The organism is Cellulomonas chitinilytica (genome assembly GCF_016862675.1).
Classification (GTDB): domain Bacteria; phylum Actinomycetota; class Actinomycetes; order Actinomycetales; family Cellulomonadaceae; genus Cellulomonas; species Cellulomonas chitinilytica.
In genome coordinates, this window is record NZ_BONK01000009.1 from 55267 (window position 1) to 80449 (window position 25183).

Below are 25183 nucleotides of genomic sequence, written 5' to 3' on the forward strand. Positions count from 1 at the left end.
CCGGGTCGGCCCTGACCTGCTCGACAAGGCGCACTACGACGGACGTCGTCGGCAGTGACGCCGCCGACCCGTCAGGACACATTTGCTCCTGCTGGCCGACGAGCTTCGCGCATCCGGCTGCAACGACGTCACCGTGGAACGACCCACGCCTGCATGGAGGACCACTCGGGTCGTCGTGGGTGCAGACGACGTCACGGAGCTCACCTTCTTCGAGGACAACGACGAACTCGTCTACATCAGTCCCGCGGGCGGCCATCCCACCGCAGTGGACGACGAGAACCTCACTGCGCTGGTAGCGATCGCGAAGAACCTGCTCCCGCCTGCACCGACGTGAGTGGCACGAGCCACGACCGGCTCGCATCCCTCCAGGCAGACGACGACACGAGCCGCCTCATGTCCGGACGGCGGATCATGGGTGTGACGAGTCCAACCACATCAGCGCACGGTCGGCCCTGTCGCGGTAGACGTCAGCGACGGTCGAAAGCCGGGTAGCGATCACCGCCCGCTCGACGAGGCCGGCGTCCACCAGTCCTGCGACGAAGTTCCGGTCCTTCTCCCGGAACGCGCAGAGCTTGGCGACACAGAGGTCCTCCTTGTCGAGGCACCATCCCGTGAATCGCGGCTCGCCAGCCGGTGCGGCGGTGTTGGCGTTCTGGACCTTGACGAGCCGATCTCGCCAACCTTCCGGCAGAGCGCACGTGTCGGCGTCGACGCCGTCGATGCTGAAGCCGTGGAGCTCCTCGAACGGCGAGAACTCCCCCGCCACTCCCTCGATCAGGTCGGCCAGCCGCACCGTCTCGTCGTTGTCGTCAGCGATGGGGAGAATGTCGATCTCGACCGACATCGTCGCCTGCGCGGGGAGCTCCTCCTCGCGGAACGTCCCGAGGATCGACTGCGAGCCGACGACGATGACCTCCGGCCGGCCGATGATCTGGCAGGCGGTCCGAATCGCGTGCTCGAGCTGGTCGCGCCGCATCAGGCCACTTCCGCAAGGATCTTGAGTCGATCCCCCTGCGGCAGGAGGCCCCCCATCGGTGAGACCTCCCGCATCTCGATGGAGTCGCGGTCGAGCCCGGTCATCACGCGCTTCATGCCGAGCACGTCGCGCTCGCCCACGAGCGAGACCCATCGCTGCAGGTTCCGTTCGTGCGGTTGCCCGGTGATGCCGTCGCGCATGCGCTGCAGGTTGCGCTCGACGACGGGAAGCCAGACCGGGAGCGTCTCACGCGACAACAGGCCCGACAGCCTGCGGTGGAGCAGCCACGACCGGCGTTCGGAACGCGTCAGGTCCGGCTCGACCGGCCGGCGAACGACCTCGAGCCGGTATCCCATGCACGACAGCAGCCTGTCGAGCTGTTCGTCGCTGAGCTCGACCCGGCCGGAGAGGAACTGGCTGATGCTGGGCTGGTGCACCCCGCTGATCCGGGACAGCTCCGACTGGGTGATGCCCGTGGAACGCATCACCCGGCCCAGCAGCTCACCGCGATCCTTCACGTGACGACGATAGCACTGGTTGCTATATCGCCGCATCGGTCCCCGACAAGCGGCGCGAGTTGGTGCACCTGTCGTAGCGCTGCCTCCGACCGTCCGACCGTAGTCTCGGCGTCGTGCACGAGGTCCCGCCGCGGCTGCCCTGGCAGATCCCCGTGCGCTCCGACGAGCTGGTCGCCTCCGCTCTCGTGCAGGCCGACCCCGCGACGCTCGGCTCCCGCGAGCCGCGCCGCAACGGGCTGCCCGACGCGGTCGTCGCGGAGCGGCACCGCACCCTGCGGGCGCTCGTGCGGGCCCGAGCAGCCGCCGAACCGGACGTCCTCGCCCGGCTGGACGACCTCGAGCGCCGCGGCCCCGACACCTCGTGGACCGTCTGGCAGACCAGCCTGGCGCTCGTCCACGCCGACGACGACGCCGCCGTGGTCGACGCGGCCCTGCAGACGTGGGAGGCGCTCGGGTCGAACGCGTACGCCCTGCAGTTCAAGGACCGGCCGGGCACGTACCGGGGGTTCGTCGAAGGACGAGCGTGGTCGGGCATCTCCGTCCTCGGGGGCGTCGCGATCCTCCTGGCCGGCGCCGAGGCCGACGACCGCTACGGCATCCCGTGGTGGCTCGCCCTCCCGGTCGTGGTCGGCTGGGGAACGCTGGTCTGGACGGTCTTCCGGGCCACCTACCGCAGGCGCGAGCGCCTCGCCGGCACGGAGCTGCCCCACTTCTAGCGGTCTCGCGCTCGACGGTCCTAGGCCGGGACGTCGGCGTCCAGGGACGCCGACCGGGCGGACGACAGCAGCGCGCCGATCAGCGCGTCGTCGCTGTCCTTCGTCAGCCGGTCGCCGGACCACCGCTCCTTGAGCGTGAGGGTCGTCCCGTCGTGCAGGGTGACGGTCACCTTCACCGGGGTGCGCTTGTGCACCTCCGCGGCGGCGACGTCCTCGAAGGAGACGAACCGGTGCCGCGCGGCGAGCTCCACGGCCGGCACGCGCGCCAGCAGCACGAGCCGCTCCTTGCCGCCGTCCGTGTTCTTCGTGCTGGGCACGACGACGAGGCCGTTGTCCAGGACCAGCACCTCCGCCGGCTTCCCGTCGACGTCGACCGTCGCGAGCCCGCCGATCACGTCGCCGCCGTGCGCGGTCGCGGCCTGCGACACCTGCCCGGCGCGGTCGACGTCGATGCCCAGCCCGGCGAGCGCGGCCCGTGCCGCCGGCACCGAGCCGGGGACGGCCGCGAGCGCGACGACGCCGTCGAGCGCGAGCGGCTCCCCGTCCCGCCCGACGAGCACCGCCGGCCCGGACCACGAGTGGCGCCACGTCCCGACCCCCGCCTGGACGGCCGCCGAGCCGATCACGACACCGAGCGTGAGGCCGGCGGGGGTGTCCCCGTCCTCGTCCGGACCGGCCGCGGGGTCGAACCCGAGGCCCCGCAGGACGAGGTCGAGGCGGCCGGCGGCGACCAGGTCGAGCACGGTGGCCAGCGTCGCGCGGGGCTGCCCGGCCACGCGGGCGGCGACGCGGTAGACGGAGTCCGCCGTCCGCTGCGACGACTGCGCGCGCGACGTCGCGGTGAACGCCTCCCAGTCGAGCCGCACCCGGTCGCCGAACGCGACGACCTGCTCGGCGAGGGCCGCCGCGGCGTTGTCGAACCCGGGCACCAGGCCCGTCGCCGGGCGGGTGTCACGCGCGACGGCCACGTCCGGCATCCGCTCCATCGCGGCGACCCGGGCGGCGATCGACGGGTGGCTGTCCCACCGGGACTGCTCGGCGGGCGGGGCGTCGAGCCGCATCGTCTGGAGCTCGTCGCCGCGGGCCGCGAGCAGCAGGCCGAAGCCGCCGAAGAACCCGGCGGCCGTCGGTGCGTACCCGGCCTCCCAGCCGGCGTCGAGGTACGCCCCGCCGTAGAACCCCCACGCGCGGTCGATCAGCGGCAGCTCGCGCAGCGTCCCCTGGGCGACCGGGCGACCCGCGACACGCACCGACAGCTCGTCGGCCTCCAGCTCCTGGCGGCGGCTCACCGTCGCGGACGCGAGCAGGTACAGCCGCGCGTACCCCTGCAGGAGCCAGCCGACGACGTTCCCGGACAGCTGCTCGATCGTCGCGCCGATCGCCGCCCGGCCGCGGTACGTCAGGGGGCCGAGGCGGGTGTGGCTGTTCGAGTAGTGGCCGAGCTCGTGCGCGAGGACCGACCGCAGCTGCGACACGTCGAGCGCCTGCATCAGCGGCACCCCGAGATAGAGGCGACGACGGCCGCCGACGAGCCCGAGCATGCGGGCGTCCTCCGAGACCGCCGCGTTGACCTCGGGCACCAGCCGGATCTCGTCGGGCACCCGGGTCTGCGCGAGCACGGCGAGCTCGTCGACCACGGCCCACAGCGCGGGTGCGTTCGCCCGCGAGACCTGCAGCCCGGGCTCGGCCTGCGGCCGGGCCCGCGCGACCTTGACGAGCGCCACGACGACGGCGACGGCCGCCGCGAGCGCGAGGAACGCGAGCTTCGCCCCGCCGGACCCGGAACCCGCCCGGAACGCCAGCACCGACAGCCACCCGAGCCCGGCGATCAGCCCGAACGCCACCACGTAGAACCCTGCGAGCAGGAGCAGCGACACCGCTGCCCGGACCGTCGTCGTCATCGCCCATCCTCCGCGCCGCACCCTGCGCGCGCCGCTCGCGCGAGGACCGTGCGCGGAGCCTACTGAGACGCGGCCGCCCGCAGGACGGAAATCGGCCCCGGACCGGACGGTTCGCCCGCGGCCGCCGACGGAGATGTGTTTCCGCACGTCGAACGGGTCCTGCGCTGTCCGACTCTTCGGTATGTTTCGGGCGGCCGGGGGCGTCGGACGTGTCCGTGGCTGCCCCGGAAGGCCACCGACACGAGGGTGAGGCGATCCATGACGGCCGGTGCAGGACGCAGGCAGGGCCCGACGCGCAGGACGGTGCTGTCGACGGCGCTCGCGGGTGTGGCGGGGGCGCTGCTGTCCTCCCCGGCCGGCGCGGCTCCCCGGCCTCCGGGCCTCGGGCCGATCGGCCTGCCGGGTCGCCTCGAGCTCACGCCGCTCGAGCACGCGGACCTGCAGACGTACGCCGCCGACTGGTCGGTGCGCCACGTCCTCGACCTGCCGTTCGCGGTGCGGGTCGCCGGCTTCGTCTCGGGCCCCGGGCCGATCAGCGTCACCCTCGGGTTCGACCCCCGCGTGCTGGAGGCCACGCCCGTCGCGCAGGTCGCGTCCGGCGGGGTCACGTGGGTCGCGACGACGACCGCGGTCCGCTCCCGCGCGGACGGCACCGCGACGGTGTCGTTCGACGTGGTCCGCCCGGAGGGCCTGCCCCGTCGGCGGCTCGACGCGTCGGTGGTGCTGCCGCTGCGCCGGCTCGACCTGTACCCCGCGGAGAACATCGGCGCCCCCCTCCCGCTGTCCGTGCAGATCGACCGCCCGGGCCGGCTCGAGCGCCGGCTCCTGTCCTGGTCGGTCGCGTCGCAGACCCTGCCCGCGGCGCCGTGGGGGGCGGAGGTGAGCGCAGCGTGGGCGTCGGGCACGGTCGCCGTCGACGGCAAGGAGGCGGGCTACCGCACCCCGGTCGCGATGCGCATCCGCAGCATGGGCCCGCAGCCGGTGCCCGCGGGCGCTCTCGTGGTCGTCGACCTCGACGGCCGCGTCGTCACGGACGTGGCCGTGCGCAGCGCGACCGTCGACGGCGTCGCCGTCGAGGCGGTCCCCGCGACGGACCTGTCGCGCGACACCGACCTGCTGCGCGGCACGTGGGCGCTCCCGGTCGCGGTGCCCGCCGGGTCCGTGATGAGCCTGCAGCTCGACGCCGCACCCGTCGACGGGGCACCCCGCGTCGAGGGCCTCCGGCTCGGCGCGGCGGCCCTGGTCGCGCCCGCCGGCGACGAGCGGCAGGTCCGCACCACCGGCAGGTACACGGCCGTGGACCTCACCACCGCGGGCACTCCGACGACCGACGGCGTGGCCGTCGGCTCCATCTGACGAAGGGTTCGAACGGGTGGATTCCCAGGTCATGATCGTCCAGAAGTGGCTCAACCAGACCTACGGGGCTGTCTCGGGCTTCCCGACGGTCGAGGAGGACGGCCGCACCGGGTGGAAGACGATGTTCGCGCTGACCCGGGCCCTGCAGGTCGAGCTCGGCATCACGGCGCTGTCCGACGCCTTCGGTCCCACGACGACCTCGCGCTTCGAGAGCCAGGTCGGGACGATCACGAAGGACACGACGCAGACGAGGGTCAAGCAGATCCTCATGGCGTCGCTGTGGTGCAAGGGGTACTACGGCGGTGACGTGAAGACCGGCGAGTACACCGACGACATCGCCGCCACGTGCAGCAACGTCAAGCGGGACATGGGGTTCGGGGCGTCGCCGACGCCCGGGATCACGGTCAAGCTCATGAAGAGCCTCCTGACGATGGACGCGTACAAGCTCGTCCCGGGCGGCGACTCGTCGATCCGCGCGGCGCAGCAGTGGCTCAACGGCATCTACATCGGCCGCAAGGACTTCTCGCTCGTCGCGTGCGACGGGATCTTCGCGCGAGACGTCCAGAAGGGCCTGATGCTCGCGATCCAGTACGAGCTCGGCATGGCGGACGGCGTCGCGAACGGCACGTACGGGCCGGCGACGCAGTCCGGCCTCAAGGAGCGCGCGACGGTCCAGGTCGGCGACGTCGACTCCACCCGACGGTTCGTGCGCCTGTTCCAGTGCGCGCTCACGTTCAACAAGCGGCCGGTGCCGCTCGACGGCCAGTTCGGCGCGGGCACCAAGTCGGCAGTGCTGGAGTTCCAGGCCTTCGTCGAGCTGCCGCTCACCGGCCGCGGCGACTACGCCACGTGGGCGTCCCTGCTCGTCAGCACGGGCGACCCCGACAGGCCGGGTGCGGCGTGCGACACGAACGTGCCGCTCACGACGCTGAACGTCTCCGCCGTGAAGGACGCGGGCTACAAGGTCGTCGGCCGGTACCTCAACGGGGTCACGAAGCGGATCCAGGCGCCGGAGATCGAGCTCATCCACGACATGGGCCTGTCGTTCTTCCCCATCTTCCAGGAGTACAACAACGACCCGAAGTACTTCACGGAGGACATCGGGTTCCGGCACGGCTGGTCCGCGGTGCTCCGCGCGCGTCAGCTCGGCATCAAGCCGGGCGCCATCATCTACTTCTCCGTCGACTTCGACGCGACCGCCGGCGACATCGACACGCTGATCATCCCGTGGTTCGAGCAGGTGCGGTCGGGCGTCGACCGGGCGCGCGAGGGCGAGTTCCGGGTCGGCGTCTACGGCCCGCGCTACGTCTGCCAGCGCGTGTGCGACGCCGGCCTCGCCGTCAGCTCGTTCGTCGGCGGCATGTCGCGCGGTTGGAGCGGCAACCTCGGGTACGCGCTCCCGACCACCTGGGCCTACGACCAGATCCAGGGCCTCACCCTGGGGTCGGGCACCTCGTCGATCCTCATCGACAAGAACGTCCTGTCGCCGCGCGCGGAGCCCCTGTCCGCGAACGACGTCCTGCCGACGCCCATCGTGTCGAAGGTCGAGGGCGGCGTCGGGGTCCGGGTGGCCGACGAGCTGTTCTGGCAGCTCACCGAGCTGTCCTACCTCGCCGAGGTCGCCGTCGAGCACACCGTCACGGAGCTGCTCCTGCGGCCGTACCGCCACGACCTCGTGCTGCACTACCTGCAGCGCGACCGGTACTGGGGCCCCGACTGGAAGGGGGTCACCCCGCTGCCCGAGTACATGAACTCGGAGCTCCTCGAGCTCGGCTCCGCGAGGTCGAACTTCCTCGAGCTCGCGTCCCCGACCCCGCCGAACGCCCTGTACGAGGGAGACCTCGCGCACTTCGCGGCGACCACCCGCGCGTACCTGATGTGGGGTGAGGGCGTCCCGCACGACACCGTCAACCTCGGCGACCTCAGCGGCTGGGGCCTCGACCTGGCGACGTTCTGGGCGCAGTACGTCGTGGCGCGCAACGCCGGGGAGCTGGACCTCGAGCAGTACCTCGCGGAGCGGCTCTGCACCTCGGTGGAGAGCCTGTTCTCCCGGGAGGACCTGGTCGCCGACATCGACGCCTACCTCGCCTACCGGCGGCTCGGCGACCGGGACGTCAGCGACGTCATCCGCGAGATCCTCGTCGAGTGCGACGCCGACCCGACGTGGCGGTACCGCCACTTCTGGGAGGACCGGTTCGGAAGCGACCGCGACGCGCTCCACGGCGCCATGCGGCACATCTTCGATGCCGTCCCGCTGAGCCTCGCGACGTACTGGAAGATGGACTTCCAGCGTCCGCCCGGTGAGCCCGACCACCAGGCGCTCGTGCCTCAGGACGAGCTCGACCGCGAGTTCGGGCTCCTCGCGGACGCGTTCGAGCGGGTGGTCAGAGGTCTGGACGTGTGACGAACGCCGACGCCGAGCGCCCGGCGGGCCGGACGTGGCCGCCGGCCGGGCTCGTGCTCGTGTGGCTGGTGTGCGCCGCCGTGCAGACCACGGCGGCGCTCGTCTGGCTGCCGCGCGCCGCGGTGTGCCGGCCGGCGGGCAGCGGGGGCGCCTCGAGCGCGTTCGTGACCCTCGCCCTGGTCCCGGTCACGGTGCTGCTGGCCGCTGCGTGGGCCGCGGCACGCGCCGCCGACCGGCCCGGAGCCGCGGGCTGGTCGGCGGTCCTCACGACCCTCGCCGCCTTCGGCCTCACGCTCCAGCTCGCGGTGAGCGCGTGGCTCCTCGCCCTGCTGCCGGACGACTCGACGACCGGCGGGCAGGCCGCGACGCTGCTGGCGGCGTGCGCGGCGCCGACGGTCACGGTGCTCGTCGTGTCCGTCGTGCTCCGGGTCCGGTCCGCCGTCGGGCGGGGAGACCGGCGTCGGGACGCGTGGACGGCCGCCGGGTGCGCGCTGGCCGTGCAGGGGTGCGCGCTCGTCGTCGCGGCGGTGCTGCGGGGCTGCTAGATCGTCGCGGACCCCCGGCCCACGGCCCGGGAGAACGCGCGGGTCGCGAAGCCGCTCACCACGAGCAGCACGCCCGCGACGAACGCGAACAGCCCGAAGATCACCATGACCACGGCGACGGTCTCCTGCGGGTTGACGAGCATCAGCAGGCCGATGAGGAAGGCCACGAGCCCGGAGGCCAGCACCCAGAACCAGCCGATGTCGCGCGCCCGGTACAGGGTCGCGGCGGCGATGACGCCGAGGACGCCGATGACGAGCACCCAGATCGCGATCAGGTAGAAGATCGTCTTCGCCGTCTGCGGCGCCCAGACGATGGCGACCAGTCCGAACACGACGCTGACCAGGCCGAGCACGGCCCACCAGATGCCGCCCTCCTCGTGCCGGTTCGAGAACCACTGCGCGAGGGTGAGGATGCCGTCGACGACCGCGAAGATGCCGAAGACCCACACGAGCGCGATGGCGGTGTCGAACGGGTGGGCGAGCATGAGGAACCCGACGACCAGCAGGAGGATCCCGCGGACCACCGGGAGCCACCAGATCCCGCGCAGCCGGGCGTCGACGTCGGTGCCGAGCTCGTCGGTCATCGGACCTCCTCAGGGCGTCACGCCCGGCGGAACCCCGGGCGGGACCCGCCCGCCTGCCACGGTGCTCCTCGTCGCCACGCTAGCGCTCGGGACCAGCACGGACACCCGCAGGCGCGTCGGCTCGGGGCGGTGACGCGGAGCGTGCCGCGGACTGTGACGCGATCGCGACCGTCGACCGCGCCGTATCGCCCGGGCACGCACGACCCGGTTGCCTAGACTCGCCCGTATGTCCGCGCCGACGCCTGCTCGTCGCGCGGCCGCGGACCCCGCGGTCGCGGACGGGTCCGACGTCCCGGTCGAGCCCGGCCCGGAGCCGGAGGCACCCGAGGACGCGGTCAGGATCGACGACGTCCCGGCGGTCCGGGTCCACCACCCGAGCGACCTCATCGGCATGGTCGTCGCGGCCGTCGGTGTGGTGCTGGTGATGGTCCTCGCGACGTACGCGCAGCACACGACGGCGGGCGTCGCCGAGGACGTGCAGGGGTTCGCGACGCTGCTGCAGCGGATCCTGTTCATCCCGGTGCAGGTGCTCGAACGGCTCGTCACGCTGGCCGTGCCGCTGCTCGTGTTCGGCGAGCTCGCGATCCGCCGGCTCGGCCGGCAGGTGCTCGAGGGGCTGATCGCGGCGACAGCCGCCCTCGTCGTCAACTACCTGCTGTACGTGCTCGTGCAGCAGGTTGGGTCGGACGACCTGGTGCACGGGCTGTCGATCCGGCACGGCGGCGACTGGGTCCTGACCGTCCCCGGGTACCTCGCGATGCTCGCGGCGCTCCTGACGGTCGTGGGCCCGCGGGACCGCCGCCGCACGGTGATGTGGTCGTGGAACCTCGTGTGGGTCGTCGTCGGCGTGCTGGCGATCACGGCGCGGGTGTCGTTGCCCGGGCTGCTGATCGCGCTGCTCGCCGGCCGGGTCGTCGGGCAGGCCGTCCGGTACGTGTCCGGGGTGCAGTCCGAGCGCGCGTACGGCACGAGCCTCGTCGCCGGCGTGCGCCGCGCGGGCTTCGAGCCGGTGCTGCTGCAGCGCGTGCCCGACGAGACCACGCAGGCCGAGGCGGAGCGGCTGGTCCGCGCGGGTGGCCGGCCGCCGGAGCTGCACGGCGACCCCGAGTCGCGCGCGCTGAACCGCTCGACGCGTCACCGCGTCTACCAGATGACGACGGCCACGGGCGAGGAGCTCGACCTCGTCGTCATCGACCGCGACCGGCAGGTGGTCGGCTCGCTCGCGCGGCTGTGGCGCTCGATCCGGATGCGCGGGCTGGAGGGCCGGTCGGTCGTGCCGCTGCGGCAGGCCACCGAGCGGGCCGCCCTGCTGTCGTACGCCGCCCGTGCCGCGGGCGTGCGCACGCCGAAGCTGCTGAGCATCGCCGAGGCCGACGAGTCGATGCTGCTGGTGCAGGAGCGTCCGGGGAACGCGCTGCCGCTCGCCGACATCCCGGCCGAGCGCCTCTCCGACCGCGTGCTGCGGGAGGTCTGGGCGCAGCTGCAGCTCGCGCACGACGCCGGCATCGCCCACCGGGCGCTGACCAGCGACGTCGTGCTGGTCGACGCCGTCGTCGGGCAGCCCATGGTGTGGCTGACGGGATGGGAGCAGGGCGACGTCGCGTCGTCCGACCTGGCCCGCCGCATGGACGTCACGCAGCTCGTCGCGCTCCTCGCGCTGCGGGTCGGCGCCACCCGCGCGCTGGAGTCCGCGGTGGCCGTCCTGCCCGATGCCGACATCGCCGCGATCGGTCCGCTCCTGCAGACGATGACGCTGCCCCGCGAGACCCGCGACGAGATGCGCGCCCACAAGCCCGTGCTCGCCGAGCTGCGCTCCGCGCTCGTCGCCCGGATGCCCGAGGCGGACGTGGAGCCGCAGCAGCTCGTCCGGTTCGGGGCGCGCACCGTCATCACGATCGGGCTCACGGTCGTGGCGGTGTTCGTCATCCTCACGAGCATCAACGTCGAGCAGATCGAGGCGGCGCTCGCGGAGGGCGACTGGCGCTGGTCGGCCCTGTCGTTCGCGCTCGGGCTGTCGACCTTCGTCGGGGCCGCGGTCGCGTTCGTCGCGTTCTCCCCCGTCAAGCTGTCCCTGTGGCGCGCGACGCTGGTGCAGGCCGCCGCGACGTTCGTCGCGCTCGCCGCCCCGGCCGGCATCGGACCCGCCGCGCTCAACCTGCGCATGCTGACCCGGCGCGGCGTCAGCACGAGCCTGTCGGCCGCGACCGTCGCGCTCGTGCAGGTCAGCCAGTTCGTCGTGACGCTGGGCCTGCTGCTCGTGCTGTCGCTGCTGTCCGGCACGTCGGAGTCGCCGCTGCCGGTCGACCCCGTGGTGCTGCTGGTCATCGGCATCGTCGCCGCACTCGTCGCGGCGTCGCTGCTGATCCCGAAGGTCCGGCAGTGGGTGCTGTCCAAGACGCTCCCGACGCTGCAGCAGATGTGGCCGCGGCTCATCGAGGTGCTCGGCCAGCCGTGGCGCCTGGCGCTCGCCGTCGGGGGGAACCTCGCGATGACCCTCGGGTACATCTTCGCGTTCGAGGCCGCCATGCAAGCACTGGGCCAGAGCGCGAGCCTCGTGCAGGTCGCGCTCGTCTACCTGACGGGCAACACCACCGGGGCGATGGTGCCGACGCCCGGCGGGATGGGCGCGATCGAGGTGGCGCTCGGCGCGTCGCTGTCGAGCTTCACGAGCATCAACGCCGGTGTGGCGTTCTCCGTCGTGCTCCTCTTCCGCGCGCTGACGTACTGGCTGCGCATCCCGTTCGGGTGGGCCGCGATGCGCTACCTGCAGAAGCAGGGCGACCTCTGACCCTGCCCGCGGACGGGCCCTGACACGACTCCGGGTCGGCGCGTCGTGGACGGACCGACCCGGAGGCACGGACGGACGGGTCAGGCGAGGGCCTTGGCCTTGAGCTGGTCGAACTCGGCCTGGTCGATCACACCGGCGTCCAGCAGCGCCTTGGCGTCGCTGATGTGCTCCGCGGGCGACTTGCCGGCCACCTCGCGGATGTACGTGTCGGTGTCGGCCTTGGCCTGCTTCACGGCGTGGAGCTGGCGGTCCGCCATCCCGTTGCCGCGCGCGATCACGTACACGAGCGCCGTGATGAACGGGAAGACGATGAGGAAAACGATCCAGACGGCCTTCCACCACCCGCTGAGGGCTCGGTCACGGAAGAGGTCGGTGAGGATCTGGAACAGGATCACGAGATAAGCGAAGAACACGAACCACCAGATCAGCAGCCAGAACCAACTCCAGAAGCTGTCCATGCGACCTTCTCTCGGTTGCGAGCCGCCCCGAGTGGCGAGCCCGGTGATTCGGAGGCTAACCGAGAACCGTACGAACGGCGCAAGGGGGACGCACCGGATGGTGCCCGGCGCCGCGGGGTGCGGCGCCGGGCCCACCTGTCAGTAGAACGCCTGGTTGCCGCCGCCCTTGCAGCCCCAGAGCTGGAGCAGGACGCCGTCCGTCGTGCCCTGTCCCTGGACGTCGAGGCACTGGTTGGTGTTGACCAGCCGCCACTGGTACCCGTCCGCCGTCCCACCCGGTGTCTTGACCGTGCCCAGGTAGTCCTGGTCCCAGAGCTGGTAGGTGTCGCTCGTGCTGCACGTCTTCTGCTTCACGAGGGTGCCGTTGGCGGTCGCGCCCCACGCGCGCAGGCACTTGCCGGAGTAGTAGTTGCGCCACAGGTACGAGACGGAGCCGTCGGCCCACGTCTTCTTGTGGAGACACCACTTCTGGCTGTCCCCGTCGTACCAGTGCCAGATGTGCGCCTGGGTGCCGTCGGCGGTCGACGGCCCCTTGATGTCGATGACCATGCGGTGCTCGGCGGCCCGGCCGGCGGCGGCGGCGCCCCACCAGTGGGCCTGGTCGCCGACGTTCCAGTCGGAACCGAACTTGGCGCTGCAGATGCTGGCGGCCTGTGCCGAGCTCGCCGTGACCGCGACCGGGACCGTGAGGCCGGCCAGTGCGACCACCACCGCGAGGAGGCTCCGCAGGAGGGAGCCGTGCAGAGTTTTCATCCGTCACCCCTTGTGCTTCGTCGCGGCCGCCGAGCTGCGGTCCCGTCCGACGTCGGGGACGCTAGCCACGGCTGCCGGGAGCCCGGCCGGGAATGCCGCCCCGGTTCCGTCCCGGATGCGTCCCGCGGGCGCTGACCTGCGACGACGCAGACTCCTCGTCGCGGGGGTCTCGGCGTCCGCGGCGCCGGCTCGACCTGGCCCGACCTGGCCCGACCTGGCCCGACCTGGTCAGACATGCGAGAACGCCGGCCCCCGACAGCGGGGACCGGCGTTCTGCGGTGCTGGTGGGTGCTGCTGTCCTCAGGCGGCGAGGTGCTCGCGCTGCGCCGGCACGAGGTCCGAGACGCTGCGGTGCGCCGCGAGCTGCGCCCAGGCCTGCAGGCGCGCCGTCGGGAGGACGAAGGGGGTGTTCGGGGTGGGGTCGACGGAGAAGCCGCGCTGGTCCATGAGACCGTCCTGTCCTGTTCGGTAGCCCGGCTGACCCTGAGGGCCCCGTGGCTTTGCGTCCCCTCCTCGCGGAGGGTTTGCCGTTTCGCTGACAGAGCCGACATTAGAGCAAGATGAGACAGCGCGGAAGCGGTTCACCGTGACAAAGTCGGACATCCGTCCACTTTCACCCGCTCGGGCGGATGGCGCCCGTGTCCTGGGGGTATGCGCGAACTGCCCGATCATGGTCGCGGTCCCACCTGCGACGTCGCTCCTCGCGTGCAGGTGTCGACACTCGACCCCCCGATCGGATGTCACCCGGACGGCCCATCGCCCGGTGAAGCGTGTCACGCCCGCCGGTCCGGGCTCAGGCGCTCGGGGGGTCCGCCAGCCGGAACGCGAGCTGCGTCTCCCACCGGGACATGTCCGGCTCGACGCGGGGGTCGGTCAGCAGCAGCTCGAGCCGGCACCCCCACGCGTCGCCCTGCGGGGTGTCGCGCCGGTCCCACACCCAGCCGTGCCCGTCGCCGTACGCCAGCAGGTCCGCGGTCACCTGGACGAGCTCGTCCGGGTGACCCACATGGGTCGTCACCGCGTACGTGCCTGCCGGGAGGACGCCCGGCGTCACGTCGCCGTCGGGGTGCGCGAGCCGCTCGTCGACGGGCACCCCCGCCTCGACCAGCAGCTCCCGCTCCATGTCGATCACGTGGTACCGGAAGAACGGCGGACCGGCCGGCGCGAGCGAGTGCGCGTCGAGCCACCCGAGCACGTCGGGCAGGCGGTCGGCGACCAGGTGGAACGTCGTCATCGTCACCGGCCGGCGGATGCCGACGTACGTCACCTCCGGACGCGCGACGAGCACGGGTACCGACACGGCCCGGTCCATGACGCCTCCTGTCGACGTGGCGTGCCCCAGCGCCGGGCATCGGCCCCGTCGAACGCTACGGGGACCGCCGCCCACGCACCAGGGACACGCGACGGCCCCCGCCTTCCGACGGGGGCCGTCACCTGCGCTGCAGCTGCTACTTGAGGGCGTCCTTGACGTCCTCGCCCGCCTGCTTGAGGTTCGCCTTGGCCTGGTCCACCTTGCCCTCGGCCTCGAGGCGCTCGTCGTCCGTCGCCTTGCCGACGCCCTCCTTGACCTTGCCCTTCGCCTCTTCCGCGGCGTTCGAGATCTTGTCGTCGAGACCCATGTGTCGCACCTTCCGACCGTGTCGAGGGGCCGCTGTTCGACCCGCACCAGTTCGTCTCGACGTTATGTCGGGCCCGCGCAGGTCGCATCCGGAGGTCCCTCGACGGTCAGCCGGTCACGGCCTCCGCCAGCGCCCCGAGCATCTGCTGGTACATGCCCGACGAGTGCTCCGCCTCCTCCGGCGAGGCCGCGTTGTCCTGCACGAGCGTGACGGTCGTGCCGTCGTCGTGCTCGTCCAGCGTGAACGTCAGGTGGTGGTAGCTCTCGGGGACGTCGGGCCGGCCGCCGAGCGGCGAGAAGTGGCTGTAGCGCAGCAGCCGGGGCCGGTCGACCTCCTCGACGGTGCCGTGGTCGCGGAAGTGCTTGCCCTGGAACTCGCCCTCGAACACGATCGGGGTGCCCACCTCGTACGTGCTGGTGATCGTCGCGCCGAGGAAGAACCGGGCGTCCGGGTCGACGAGCGTCCGCCAGATCTCGTCGGCCCCCGCCGCGATCGTCGTCCGCGCGCGGGCCACGTAGGTCTCGGTCATGGTGTCCTCCGTCCGGACGTGGCCGGCGCCGGCTGCGCGCGGCTTCCGTGCGACGGTAGCCACGCGACCGCGCCGCCGCCCGTCAGCCGAGGACGTGGTGGACCGTGCAGACCTGGACGGTGGCGCCGTCGGGCGTCGTGACCTCGGCCCGCCACGTCCAGTCCGACCCGTCACGAGCGAGCTCCCCGGGCGGGATGCTCACCGTCCAGGTCCCCTCGGCCTCCCCGGCGTCGTCGGCCACCCCGTCCACCGTGGTGGTGTGGTTCGTCTCGGAGCCGTCGTCGGCGGTGATCCTCGAGGCCAGCTCCGTGCCGTCGGGCGGGACGGTGCCGGGCGGGTAGGTCCAGGTCGCCGTGAGGTCGTCCGTCGGGCTGCCGGCCCGCGTCACCCCGAGGCGAGTGGTCGACGACGTCGACGGGACGCGCAGGTCCACCCGGGACCCGTCCGACGCGGTGCACGGGAACGTCGACCCGCCGGAGTACGACGTCGACCCGCCGGTGGAGAGGCCGACGGCGATCGTGCACAGCGCGGCGGCCGCGGCCGTCCAGGCGTCGACGCCGCCGACGCGCGGCCCCGGGCGCCCGAGCACGACGTCGGTGCCGGCGGCGCTGTCCGCGATGGTGCGGCGGCGCTCGTGCCACAGCGGGCGGAGATAGCCGATCCAGCAGATGGCGTCGACGATGTGCGCGACCTCGCGGCCCAGGGTCCGCAGGACGCCGATGGGCCGGCCGGTCACCTCGTGGACGACGCGGATCCCGGCGACCCGCTTCCCGGGGGTCGCGCCGGTGAACGCCTGCAGCGCGAGCAGCACGGCGCCGGCGACGAGCACCTCACGCCCGGGAGGCGTGGCACCGGCCGCACCGGACGAGCCCCACCACGCGATCCCGTGCAGGTAGCCCTCCACGACGAACGCCGTGCCCGTGAGGATCGCCGAGTCCAGGAGTGCCGCGACGACCCGGCGGGTCCACGACGCGAACTGCGGGACGTCGACACCCGTCAGGAGGTCGCCCGGCGGCTCGTCGAGGATCGTCACGGCGGAATCGTGACAGGTCGGACCGGGTCGGCGGGCCGGAACGGGGGTCCCGGATCAGCGGCGCGGGACCCACCGGGCGCCGAGCTCCGCACCGGTCGGCGCCGGGCCGGGCAGCGTGCCGGTGGCCGCCTGGGGGCGCAGGGCGTCGAGCAGCAGCGTGAGGTAGCGGTCGCGCAGGACGGCGGTGCGGGCGGGGTCGTCGAGCCGGACGGCGGTGACCTGCTCGAAGACCATCGCGAGGTCGGTCGTCTCGAGGTCCGCGCGCACGGCGCCTGCGTCCTGCGCGCGGCGGAAGATCGCGTCGCCCCGGGCGGTCGCCTCGGCGGAGAGCTCGCCGAGCTCGGGCGTGGGCGTGAACGTGCCGGCGAGGTGGACGGTGAGCGAGTGCACGTCCTGGGCGATGACGCCGCGGACGAACGCGTCGAGCTGCGCGGCGGGGTCGTCGAGGCGCTCGGCCTCGTCGGCGGCCTGGATGAACCGGCGCAGGCCGTCGGCGCACAGCGTGGCGAGGAGGTCCTCCTTGCCGGCGTAGCGGCGGTAGAGGGCGCTGACGCCGACGCCGGCCTCCTGCGCGACGGCGGCGATCGGGGCGTCGGGGGTGCGCATGAACACGGTGCGGGCGGCCTCGAGGATCACCTCGTCGTTGCGGGCGGCCTGCGCGCGGCGGCCGCTGAGGGGCGTCGTCATGGGATCGACCGTACCACTGGACCGGAATGCTTCGTTCCGTTAGTCTGGACGTGTCGCGGAACGATGTGTTCCGTTCCGATTTGGTCGATGGAGGCTCCCATGTCCGGCACCGAGATCCGCCCCTTCCGCATCGACGTCCCGCAGGCCGAGCTCGACGACGTCGCCGACCGGCTCGCCCGCACCCGGTGGACCGACGAGATCCCCGGCTCCGGCTCCACCTACGGCGTGCCCGTCGGGCAGGTCCGCGCGTGGGCCGACCACTGGCAGCACCGGTTCGACTGGCGCGCGCTCGAGGCCCGCCTCAACGCGTACCCGCAGTTCACGACCGAGATCGACGGCCAGCAGATCCACTTCCTGCACGTCCGCGCGCCGCAGCCGTCGGGCACCGCCCTGATCCTCACCCACGGCTGGCCGGGATCCGTCGTCGAGTACCTCGACGTGATCTCGCCGCTCACGGCCGCCGGGTACGACCTGGTGATCCCGTCGCTGCCCGGCTTCGGGTTCTCCGGCCCGACGACCGAGGCCGGCTGGGACGTCCACCGCACCGCGCGCGCCTGGGTCGAGCTCATGCACCGCCTCGGGTACGAGCGGTACGGCGCCGTCGGCAACGACGGCGGCTCGATGATCTCCCCCGAGGTCGGTCGGCTCGACCCGGAGCACGTCGTCGGCGTGCACGTCACGCAGCTGTTCTCGTTCCCGTCCGGCGACCCCGCCGAGCTCGCCGACCTCACCGCCGACGAGCAGGCCGCGATCGAGCACCTGCAGTGGTTCTGGGAGAACCTCGGCGCGTTCAACGTGATGCTGTCCCAGTCGCCGCAGACCGTCGCGCACGCGCTCGCCGACTCCCCCGCCGGTCTGCTCGGCTGGAACGGGCAGCTCCTCGTCGGGCTCGACGACGACTTCGTCGTCGCCAACGCCGCCGTCTACTGGTTCACCCGCACCACTGGCTCGTCGGTGCGGTTCTACCGCGAGATGGCGCACTCGACGACGCACCCGTCGGGGCCGACGACCGTCCCGACCGCCCTCGCCGGGTCGACCAACGACTTCCTCTCGATCCGCCGCTTCGTCGACCGGGACCACGCGAACGTCGTCCGCTGGAACGTCTACGACACCCCCGGCCACTACGCCGCCCACCAGGCGCCCGACGTGCTCGCCGGCGACGTCGTGGAGTTCTTCGCGGGTCTCTGAGGCCCGTGCGAGGGGCTCTCAGTCGCCCGGGAGCTCCTCGCGCAGCCGCGGCTCGGTCCGGCGGGACGGCACCGCACCGGCCTTGTCGGCGTAGAACGCCCGGATGACGTCCATGTCCGCCGACACGTCGCCGGTGAGCCGGATCGTCGGGCCGAGGCCCGTCGTCCTCGTCGTCCGGTCCACGTACCCGAGCGTCACCGGCAGGTCGCACGCCCGCGCGATCCGGTAGAAGCCCGACTTCCAGCCGTGCCCGGACCGGGTGCCCTCGGGCGTGACGACCAGGTAGAACCGCTCCCCCGCCGAGATCCGCGAGACGAGCTCGTCGACCAGCCCGGCCGGGTCGCGACGGTCCACCGGGATGCCGCCGAGCCCCCGCATCAGCGGGCCCGCGATGCCCTTGAACAACGTGTGCTTGCCGAGCCACCGGAACCGCAGGTCGCCCTCGCCGCCGATCGCGAGCATCAGCACGAAGTCCCAGTTCGACGTGTGCGGGGCGCCGATGAGGATGCCGGCGCCGTCCTGCGGCAGCCGCTCGGTGACGAGGTTCCACCGGCTCAGGCGCCAGTAGGCGCGGGCGGCGGTGCGGCGCAGGCTCATCGGTCGATCACCGCGTGACCGTAACGGGTCGCGGGCCTCCCGGTCGCCTCCCACGCTCTGCGGCGCGTCACGCCGGCCGAGGCGTGGGACGACGATCTCGACGGGCGACGTGTCGGAGGCGTGCGGCAGAGTGGCTCGTCATGGACGAGAAGGAGACGCTCCACCAGTACCTCCGGATCCGCCGCGACGACCTGCTGCGCAAGCTCGACGGGCTCGGCGAGTACGACGTGCGGCGCCCGATGACCCCCACGGGCACCAACCTGCTCGGGCTCGTCAAGCATGTCGCGAGCGTCCAGGTCGGCTACTTCGGCGAGACGTTCGGCCGCCCGTCGGACGTCGTGCTGCCGTGGCAGGTCGAGGGCGGCGATCCCGACGGCGACATGTGGGTGACGGCCGCGGAGACGCGCGACGACGTCCTCGACCTGTGGCGCCGCTCGTGCGAGCACAGCGACGCGACGATCGACGCCCTGCCGCTCGACGCCGTCGGGCACGTCGCCTGGTGGCCGCCCGAGCGCGAGCAGGTGACGCTCCACCAGATCCTCGTGCACATGGTCGTCGAGGTCGCCCGGCACGCGGGCCACGCGGACATCGTGCGGGAGAGCATCGACGGGTCGGTCGGGAACGGCCCCGGGGACCCGAACATCCCGGGCAGGACCGCCGACGACTGGGCGGCCTACTGCGCCCGGATCGACGCCGCCGCACGGGAGGCGGCCGGAGCCGCATGACGACCGAGGGCGGCTGACCCGGATGGGCTGACCCGCCCGGTCAGCCCATCCGGACCACCCCCGGTCGGCTCGTCCGGCCAGCCCGCCGGACGAGCACGCGGGGCCTCAGGCGGGCAGGACCTCCGCACGGGACCAGCGCGCGTCGGCGGTGGTCACGTGGTGGACGTCGCCCACGACGGTGACGGCGGCCTCGGTCTCGCGCGTGGAGCACGACGGGCCGACCCAGAGCTCGACCCTGCCCGGCTCGACGACCCGCGCGAGGTCACGGTCGGCGAAGGCGAGACGCGTCGTCGGGACCGTGAGCTCGACGACGGCGCTCTGCCCGGGCTCGAGGTGCACGCGGCGGTAGGCGAGGAGCTGCGCGACGGGACGCGTGACGGACCCGACGACGTCCCGGCCGTAGAGCTGGACGACGTCGGCGCCGGCGCGCTCACCGGTGTTGGTGACGGTCACGCGGGCCACGACCTCGCCGTCCGACGGCACCTCGGGCGCCGCCGTCAGGTCGGTGTGCGTGAACGTCGTGTACGACAGGCCGTGGCCGAACGGGAGCGCGGGCGTGCTGCGCAGGTTCGTGACGTCGCCGTCGCCGCCGAGCTGCGGGTGCAGGTACGAGAACGGCTGCGCACCGGCCGAGCGCGGCATGCTGACCGGCAGGCGGCCCGACGGGTTGACCCGGCCGCTGAGCACACCGGCGATCGCGGTGCCGCCCTCCTCGCCCGGGAAGAACGCCTGCACGACGGCAGCGCACCGGTCGAGCGCCCAGTCGACGGCGTACGGGCGGCCCGTGAGCAGCACCAGCACCACGGGGGTGCCGGTGGCGAGCACGGCCTCGACCAGCTCGCGCTGCACGCCCGGCAGCTCCAGGTCGTCCCGGTCGCAGCCCTCGCCGACGGTGCCGCGGCCGAACAGCCCGGCGTGGTCACCGACCACGAGCACGGCCACCTCGGCGTCGGTGGCCGCCGCGACGGCCGCGTCGAAGCCGCTGCGGTCGTCGTCGTCCACCGCGCAGCCGGGCGCGAACACGAGCTCGGCGCCGGACAGCTCGGCCGCGAGGGCCTGCCGCACGGTGGGGACGTCGATGCCGCTGTCCACGCCCGGGTGGTGCGCGAGGACGTGGTTCACGAACGAGTAGCAGCCGAACAGGGCGGCCTCACGGTCGGCGTTCGGGCCGATCACGGCGATCGTCGAGGGTCCGGCGGCCAGCGGGAGCGTGCCGTCGTTCGACAGCAGCACCACGGACTCCTCCGCGAGCCGTGCCGCGATGCGGCGGTGCTCGGGACCGTCCAGGTCGACCTCGGTCGGCGGCTCGTCGTCGAACGTCGCGTCGAGCAGGCCGAGCTGCTGCTTCTGCGTGAGGGCGCGCAGCACGGCCCGGTCGACGAGCGCCTCGTCGACCTTCCCGGCGCGGATCGCGTCCGCGAGCGGCGAGAGGAACGCGTCGCCCGTCGGGAGCTCGATGTCGACACCGGCCGCGAGGGCCAGACCGGCCGCCTCGCCGAGGTCGCTCGCGATGCCGTGCAGGATCTGCAGGAACGCGACCCCGAAGTAGTCGGCGACGACCGGACCCTCGAAGCCCCACCGGTCGCGCAGGACGCCGGTGATGAAGCGGGGGTCGGCCGCGACCGGCACACCGTCGATCTCGTTGTACGACGACATGACCGACGCCGCCTGGCCGTCGAGCAGCGCCATCTCGAACGGGACGAGCAGCACGTCCTCGACCTCGCGCGGCCCGGCGTGCACCGGCGCGAAGTTCCGCCCCGACTGCGACGCCGAGTACCCGACGAAGTGCTTCAGCGTCGCGTGCACGCCGGCCGACTGCAGGCCGCGCACGTACGACGTGCCGAGTGTGCCGACCACGTACGGGTCCTCCGCGATGCACTCGTCGACCCGGCCCCAGCGGGGATCGCGGATGACGTCGAGCACCGGGGCGAGGCCCTGGTGGATGCCGAGCTGGCGCATCGAGCCACCGATCACGGCGCCCATCTCCGTCACGAGCTCCGGGTCGAACGACGCGCCCCACGCCAGCGGCGTCGGGAACGTCGCCGCCCGCCACGCGGAGAGCCCCGTGAGGCACTCCTCGTGGACGAGCGCCGGGATCCCGAGCCGCGTCTCGCGGACCAGCTTGCGCTGCTGCTCCCACAGCGTCCGTGCACGCTCGACGGCGTCGACCGGACGCGTGCCGTACACGCGGGTCAGGTGCCCGAGGCCGTGCAGCGTCGCGGTGTCCAGCCCCTGCTCGACGGTGAACTCGCCCTGCAGGGGGGCGACGGTCTCGCCGTCGCCCTTCTCCCAGAACCCGACGAGCTGGGCCAGCTTCTCCTCGAGCGTCATGCGCTCGAGGAGCAGCCGCGGCCGGTCGGCCACGTGGTCAGGGGAAAGCTGGAGATCCGTCACGGATCGACTCCTTGTGAGCACTGGTGGGGCACGTGCGCGCGCGACGATCGGCCGCGCGCCGCACGGAAGAGGGCGTGGCGGGCGTCAGCCCTTGACGGCGCCCTGAAGGCCGTTGACGATCTGCTTCTGCATCGCGAGGAAGAAGATCAGCGCCGGGATCATCGCCAGCGACGTGAACGCGAAGACGCCCGCGATGTCGGAGGAGTGCTCCGAGGAGAAGTCGGCCACGCCGAGCGGGAGCGTCTTCATCTTGTCCTGCAGCAGGAGCAGCGGGAGCAGGTACGCGTTCCACGAGCCGACGAACGCCAGCACGCCGACGGTGACCATGCCCGGCTTCGACAGCGGCAGCAGGATCCGCCAGAAGAACCCGATGCGGGACGCGCCGTCGAGCAGCGCGGCCTCCTCCAGCTCGTTCGGCAGCGCCTGCAGGAAGGGCCGCAGGATCACGACCGTCACCGGCAGCGCGAACGCCGCCTGCGGGAGCGCCACCCCCCACCAGGTGTTCCCGAGGTGGAGCTCCTTGGTGATGAGGATGAACAGCGGGATGATCGCGACCGTCGCGGGGAAGAGCAGGCCCATCACGAAGACGAGGAAGATCTGCTCGCGACCCTTGAACCGGTAGCGGGCCAGCGGGTACGCCGCCATGATCCCGAACACGACCACGATCGTCGTGGTGATGATGGCGATGGCCGCGGAGTTGCCCGCGTACCGCCAGAAGCTCGGGTTGGTCAGGACGCCGACGTAGTTCTTGAGCACCCACGGGTCGGGCAGGGCCGCGGGGTCCTCGGCGAGCTGCCCGTTGGTGCGGAAGCCGCTGAGGATGCCGTACAGCACGGGACCGAGCGTCAGCGCGATCACCACGAGGGCGATGCCCCAGACCAGCGGGTTGCCACCCTCGAGGGAGGTCTTCTTCTTGTGGAAGCCCTGCTCCTTCGCCGTCATGGCGACGTGCGGCGGCTTCGACGGCGACACGGTTCCGGCGCTCATCGCTTCTTCCTTCCAGGAGCGGAGGTCAGGTTGTCGCGGCTCAGGATGAAGCGCTGGTAGAGCAGTGCCGCGACGAGCGAGACGACGAAGAGGATCACGGACGCCGCCGACGCGATGCCGTAGTTGGACCGCTTCGTGCCCTCGATGATGAGGAACGTCGCCATCGTGTTCGTGGAGTTGGCCGGGCCGCCGCCGGTGAGGATCCAGACCATGTCGAACAGCTGCAGCGAGCCGATCATCGACAGGAAGGCCCAGGTGCGGATCGTGGGGCCGAGCAGCGGGATCGTGATCCGGCGCTGCACCTGCCACCAGCTCGCGCCGTCGATCTGCGCGGCCTCGTAGAGCTCCTCGGGCACACTCTGGAGGCCGGCGAGGAAGAGGATGATCGCCAGGCCCAGGTACTTCCAGGTCAGGACGAAGATGACGGTGGCGAGGGCCCACTTCGGGTCGCCCAGGAAGCCTTGCGCGGGGCCGTGCAGCCCGACGGTCGCCAGGATCGTGTCGACCACGCCGTACTTCGGCTGCAGCAGCTGGAACCAGATGACGCTCGCGATGACCTCGGCCAGCACGTACGGCACGAAGATGATGGTCCGGAGCGCGCTCTGACCCTTCATCTTGCGGTTGAGCAGGAGCGCGATCGCCAGACCCAGCGGGAGCTGGATGAGGATGGAGGCGATCGCGATGATGATGTTGTGCTTGAACGCGTCGATGAAGACGTCGTTCTGCAGGACGCTGACGTAGTTCTTCAGGCCGACGAAGTCGACCAGCGGGCCGTAGCCCTTCCACCGGTACACGGAGAACTGGACGGCCTTGATGATGGGCCAGACCACGAAGAACAGGAACAGCAGGAGTGCGGGCGCCGTGAAGAAGAGGATCTCCAGGCGCTTGCGGACGGCCGGGCCCATCCCACGGCGTCCGCCCGCGGCCGGGGCCGCCGGCCGCGCGTGAGCGCGACCGGCGACCTCGACCAGGGTGGACGTCGCAGGCGAGGCGGAGGCGCCCACGGGGGCGTTCGCTTCGTCTGCCACGTCGATCACTTCTCCGAGTCAGCCGCGGCCTGGGTGGCGTCGACGATGTCCTGCGGGGACGCCTGACCGGCGAACAGCAGGGCGATCTCGTCGTTCATGGCGCCACCGACGGACGCACCGAACGCCGTGTCGAAGTACAGCTGGACGTACGGGGCCGCGTCGCGGACCTTGAGCAGGCTGGCCAGCGCCGGGTCCTTGACGTACTGCGACGCCGTCGGGTTGGTCGGCAGACCCATGTCCTGCTCCGCGAAGCCCTGCTGGACCTTGTCGGACAGCAGGTAGTTCACGAAGTCGACAGCAGCGTCGGGCGCGTCGTTCGACACGGCCCACGCGTCGCCGCCACCGAGAGCAGCCGTGGCCTCACCCTTGTCGCCGGGGAACGTCGGGAACGGGAACCAGCCGGTGTTCTCGCCGAGGCCCTTGCCGTCCTCGGTGAGGCCCTGCATGACGCCGGGCTCCCAGTGGCCCTGGAGCTCGGTCGCGACCTTGCCGGTGGCCAGGAGGCCCGAGGCGGAGGTGGCGCCGGTCTGGGCCGGGGTGGAGAGGAAGCCGGAGTTGAACGGCTCGGCCTTGAGGATCGTCTGGAGGTTCTCGCCCGCCTTGACGAAGCACGGGTCGGAGAAGTCGAGCGTCTTGACCGACTCCTGCAGCGTCGACTCGGAGCACGCGCGCAGGGCCGTGTAGTACCAGTAGTGCGCGGCGGGCCACTTGTCACCGGCGCCGACGGAGATCGGCTCGAAGCCGGCCGACGCGCCGGTCGTCTTCAGCTTGGCGATGTCCGCGGCGAAGTCCTCCCACGTGGCGGGGGGCTCGGTGATGCCGGCCTGCGCCCAGAGCGCCTTGTTGTACCAGAAGCCGACGACGCCGAGGGAGAACGGCAGACCGTAGGTCTTGCCGTCGACCTGCCAGCCCGCGACCGAGCCACCGATCTTGTCGATGGACTCCTTCGCCGACTCGGAGATGTCCTTGGTGATGCCCGCGGCGACGTGGTCCTTCAGCTCGCCGCCACCACGCTCCATGTAGATGTCGGGCGTGTCGCCGGACTGGAACGCGGCCTCGAGCTTCGTGACCATGTCCTCGTGCTGCATCGCGGAGATCTCGATGTGCACGCCGGGGTTGTCGGCCTCGAAGTCCTTCGCGACCTGCTCGTAGTAGCCCTTGCCGGGGTCGGTGTTGCTGTTGTGCCACCAGGTGATCGTCGTCTCGCCACCGCTGGTCGAGTCGTCGTTGCCTTCGGCGTCGCCGCCGGAGCTGCACGCTCCGAGCAGTGCGAGGCTCATGCCCAGCGCCAGGGCGCCAAGGACAGGTGTCCTCTTCATCTTCGAACTCCTCGTCGTCACTGAGAGGGATGGACGCGGCAAGAGTTGCAGCCAGTTGGTCGCATGTCAAAAACGTTA

General features: G+C 72.2%; 25 protein-coding genes and 1 riboswitch. Of the genes, 8 read left to right on the plus strand and 17 right to left on the minus strand.

The features are described 5' to 3' along the window. Positions 1-82 precede the first annotated feature (82 nt). Entirely contained in the window at positions 83-334 is a 252-nt protein-coding gene (locus Cch01nite_RS13510; RefSeq protein WP_203755607.1) for a hypothetical protein, read from the plus strand. A 75-nt stretch (positions 335-409) separates the two neighbouring features. Here the strand turns inward: Cch01nite_RS13510 and Cch01nite_RS13515 are convergent, their stop codons facing one another. Continuing rightward, on the minus strand, positions 410-976 hold the full coding sequence (locus Cch01nite_RS13515; protein WP_203755610.1) for a DUF6036 family nucleotidyltransferase: 567 nt from the start codon (positions 974-976) through the stop codon (positions 410-412). Beyond that, complete coding sequence (locus Cch01nite_RS13520; protein ID WP_239070511.1) at positions 976-1494, minus strand: helix-turn-helix domain-containing protein; 519 nt, start codon at positions 1492-1494, stop codon at positions 976-978. Before Cch01nite_RS13520 ends, Cch01nite_RS13515 begins: the two co-directional genes overlap by 1 nt. 113 nt (positions 1495-1607) lie before the next feature. Between Cch01nite_RS13520 and Cch01nite_RS13525 the strand changes: the two genes are divergently transcribed. Next, on the plus strand, positions 1608-2210 hold the full coding sequence (locus Cch01nite_RS13525; protein ID WP_203755626.1) for a hypothetical protein: 603 nt from the start codon (positions 1608-1610) through the stop codon (positions 2208-2210). Positions 2211-2230: 20 nt separating this feature from the next. Here the strand turns inward: Cch01nite_RS13525 and Cch01nite_RS13530 are convergent, their stop codons facing one another. After that, a complete protein-coding gene (locus Cch01nite_RS13530; protein WP_203755629.1) occupies positions 2231-4111 on the minus strand; it encodes a M48 family metallopeptidase in 1881 nt (626 codons plus the stop codon). Positions 4112-4369: 258 nt separating this feature from the next. On the opposite strand from Cch01nite_RS13530, the gene Cch01nite_RS13535 reads away from it, so the two are divergent. From Cch01nite_RS13535 to Cch01nite_RS13545, 3 genes are read left to right on the plus strand one after another with little or no spacing between them, the layout of a single operon-like run. Beyond that, a complete protein-coding gene (locus Cch01nite_RS13535; protein WP_203755632.1) occupies positions 4370-5467 on the plus strand; it encodes a hypothetical protein in 1098 nt (365 codons plus the stop codon). Positions 5468-5483: 16 nt separating this feature from the next. Further along, positions 5484-7871: a glycoside hydrolase domain-containing protein gene (locus tag Cch01nite_RS13540; RefSeq protein WP_203755635.1), complete on the plus strand. Its 2388-nt coding sequence runs from the start codon at positions 5484-5486 to the stop codon at positions 7869-7871. Next, positions 7868-8416 (plus strand): hypothetical protein, encoded by a 549-nt coding sequence (locus tag Cch01nite_RS13545; RefSeq protein ID WP_203755637.1) that lies wholly within the window; start codon positions 7868-7870, stop codon positions 8414-8416. The genes Cch01nite_RS13540 and Cch01nite_RS13545 overlap by 4 nt, the downstream gene beginning before the upstream one ends. Here the strand turns inward: Cch01nite_RS13545 and Cch01nite_RS13550 are convergent. After that, positions 8413-9000 (minus strand): HdeD family acid-resistance protein, encoded by a 588-nt coding sequence (locus Cch01nite_RS13550; protein ID WP_203755639.1) that lies wholly within the window; start codon positions 8998-9000, stop codon positions 8413-8415. The two genes, Cch01nite_RS13545 and Cch01nite_RS13550, sit on opposite strands and share 4 nt — an antisense overlap. A gap of 226 nt (positions 9001-9226) precedes the next feature. Here Cch01nite_RS13550 and Cch01nite_RS13555 point away from each other — a divergent pair, with 226 nt between their 5' ends. Beyond that, the gene (locus Cch01nite_RS13555) at positions 9227-11788 is read left to right on the plus strand and encodes a flippase-like domain-containing protein (protein WP_203755649.1); all 2562 of its coding nucleotides are present in this window, start codon (positions 9227-9229) and stop codon (positions 11786-11788) included. 80 nt (positions 11789-11868) lie between these two features. On the opposite strand, the gene Cch01nite_RS13560 is transcribed toward Cch01nite_RS13555, so the two are convergent. The 8 genes from Cch01nite_RS13560 to Cch01nite_RS13595 form a co-directional block, all read right to left on the minus strand. After that, positions 11869-12246, minus strand: a complete 378-nt coding sequence (locus Cch01nite_RS13560) for an SHOCT domain-containing protein (RefSeq protein WP_203755652.1) — start codon at positions 12244-12246, stop codon at positions 11869-11871. A gap of 138 nt (positions 12247-12384) precedes the next feature. Then, complete coding sequence (locus tag Cch01nite_RS13565) at positions 12385-12999, minus strand: RICIN domain-containing protein (RefSeq protein ID WP_203755655.1); 615 nt, start codon at positions 12997-12999, stop codon at positions 12385-12387. Between the two features lie 300 nt (positions 13000-13299). Further along, the gene (locus Cch01nite_RS13570; RefSeq protein WP_203755657.1) at positions 13300-13446 is read right to left on the minus strand and encodes a hypothetical protein; all 147 of its coding nucleotides are present in this window, start codon (positions 13444-13446) and stop codon (positions 13300-13302) included. Between the two features lie 17 nt (positions 13447-13463). Further along, positions 13464-13538, minus strand: a riboswitch (cyclic di-GMP riboswitch). A gap of 254 nt (positions 13539-13792) precedes the next feature. Next, positions 13793-14311 carry a GyrI-like domain-containing protein gene (locus Cch01nite_RS13575; RefSeq protein ID WP_203755659.1) on the minus strand — a complete coding sequence of 173 codons (519 nt, stop codon included), beginning with the start codon at positions 14309-14311 and terminating at the stop codon, positions 13793-13795. Positions 14312-14447: 136 nt separating this feature from the next. Further along, entirely contained in the window at positions 14448-14618 is a 171-nt protein-coding gene (locus tag Cch01nite_RS13580; RefSeq protein WP_203755661.1) for a CsbD family protein, read from the minus strand. A 106-nt stretch (positions 14619-14724) separates the two neighbouring features. Continuing rightward, positions 14725-15147 carry an SRPBCC family protein gene (locus Cch01nite_RS13585; protein WP_203755663.1) on the minus strand — a complete coding sequence of 141 codons (423 nt, stop codon included), beginning with the start codon at positions 15145-15147 and terminating at the stop codon, positions 14725-14727. An 82-nt stretch (positions 15148-15229) separates the two neighbouring features. Beyond that, on the minus strand, positions 15230-16180 hold the full coding sequence (locus Cch01nite_RS13590) for an RDD family protein (RefSeq protein WP_203755665.1): 951 nt from the start codon (positions 16178-16180) through the stop codon (positions 15230-15232). A gap of 54 nt (positions 16181-16234) precedes the next feature. Beyond that, positions 16235-16867: a TetR/AcrR family transcriptional regulator gene (locus tag Cch01nite_RS13595; protein ID WP_203755667.1), complete on the minus strand. Its 633-nt coding sequence runs from the start codon at positions 16865-16867 to the stop codon at positions 16235-16237. 99 nt (positions 16868-16966) lie between these two features. Here Cch01nite_RS13595 and Cch01nite_RS13600 point away from each other — a divergent pair, with 99 nt between their 5' ends. Then, complete coding sequence (locus Cch01nite_RS13600) at positions 16967-18055, plus strand: epoxide hydrolase family protein (RefSeq protein WP_203755669.1); 1089 nt, start codon at positions 16967-16969, stop codon at positions 18053-18055. Positions 18056-18073: 18 nt separating this feature from the next. Here the strand turns inward: Cch01nite_RS13600 and Cch01nite_RS13605 are convergent, their stop codons facing one another. Next, on the minus strand, positions 18074-18652 hold the full coding sequence (locus Cch01nite_RS13605) for a 1-acyl-sn-glycerol-3-phosphate acyltransferase (RefSeq protein ID WP_203755671.1): 579 nt from the start codon (positions 18650-18652) through the stop codon (positions 18074-18076). A 140-nt stretch (positions 18653-18792) separates the two neighbouring features. Between Cch01nite_RS13605 and Cch01nite_RS13610 the strand changes: the two genes are divergently transcribed. After that, positions 18793-19377 carry a DinB family protein gene (locus Cch01nite_RS13610; protein WP_203755673.1) on the plus strand — a complete coding sequence of 195 codons (585 nt, stop codon included), beginning with the start codon at positions 18793-18795 and terminating at the stop codon, positions 19375-19377. A 105-nt stretch (positions 19378-19482) separates the two neighbouring features. Here the strand turns inward: Cch01nite_RS13610 and Cch01nite_RS13615 are convergent, their stop codons facing one another. The 4 genes from Cch01nite_RS13615 to Cch01nite_RS13630 form a co-directional block, all read right to left on the minus strand. Beyond that, positions 19483-21771: a beta-xylosidase/alpha-l-arabinosidase gene (locus tag Cch01nite_RS13615; RefSeq protein ID WP_239070515.1), complete on the minus strand. Its 2289-nt coding sequence runs from the start codon at positions 21769-21771 to the stop codon at positions 19483-19485. Positions 21772-21855: 84 nt separating this feature from the next. Next, positions 21856-22758, minus strand: a complete 903-nt coding sequence (locus Cch01nite_RS13620; protein ID WP_203755676.1) for a carbohydrate ABC transporter permease — start codon at positions 22756-22758, stop codon at positions 21856-21858. After that, positions 22755-23786, minus strand: coding sequence for a carbohydrate ABC transporter permease (locus Cch01nite_RS13625; RefSeq protein ID WP_239070518.1), 1032 nt, complete (start codon positions 23784-23786; stop codon positions 22755-22757). The genes Cch01nite_RS13620 and Cch01nite_RS13625 overlap by 4 nt, the downstream gene beginning before the upstream one ends. Before the next feature lie 5 nt (positions 23787-23791). Next, positions 23792-25105: an ABC transporter substrate-binding protein gene (locus Cch01nite_RS13630; protein WP_203755686.1), complete on the minus strand. Its 1314-nt coding sequence runs from the start codon at positions 25103-25105 to the stop codon at positions 23792-23794. Positions 25106-25183: the final 78 nt, after the last annotated feature.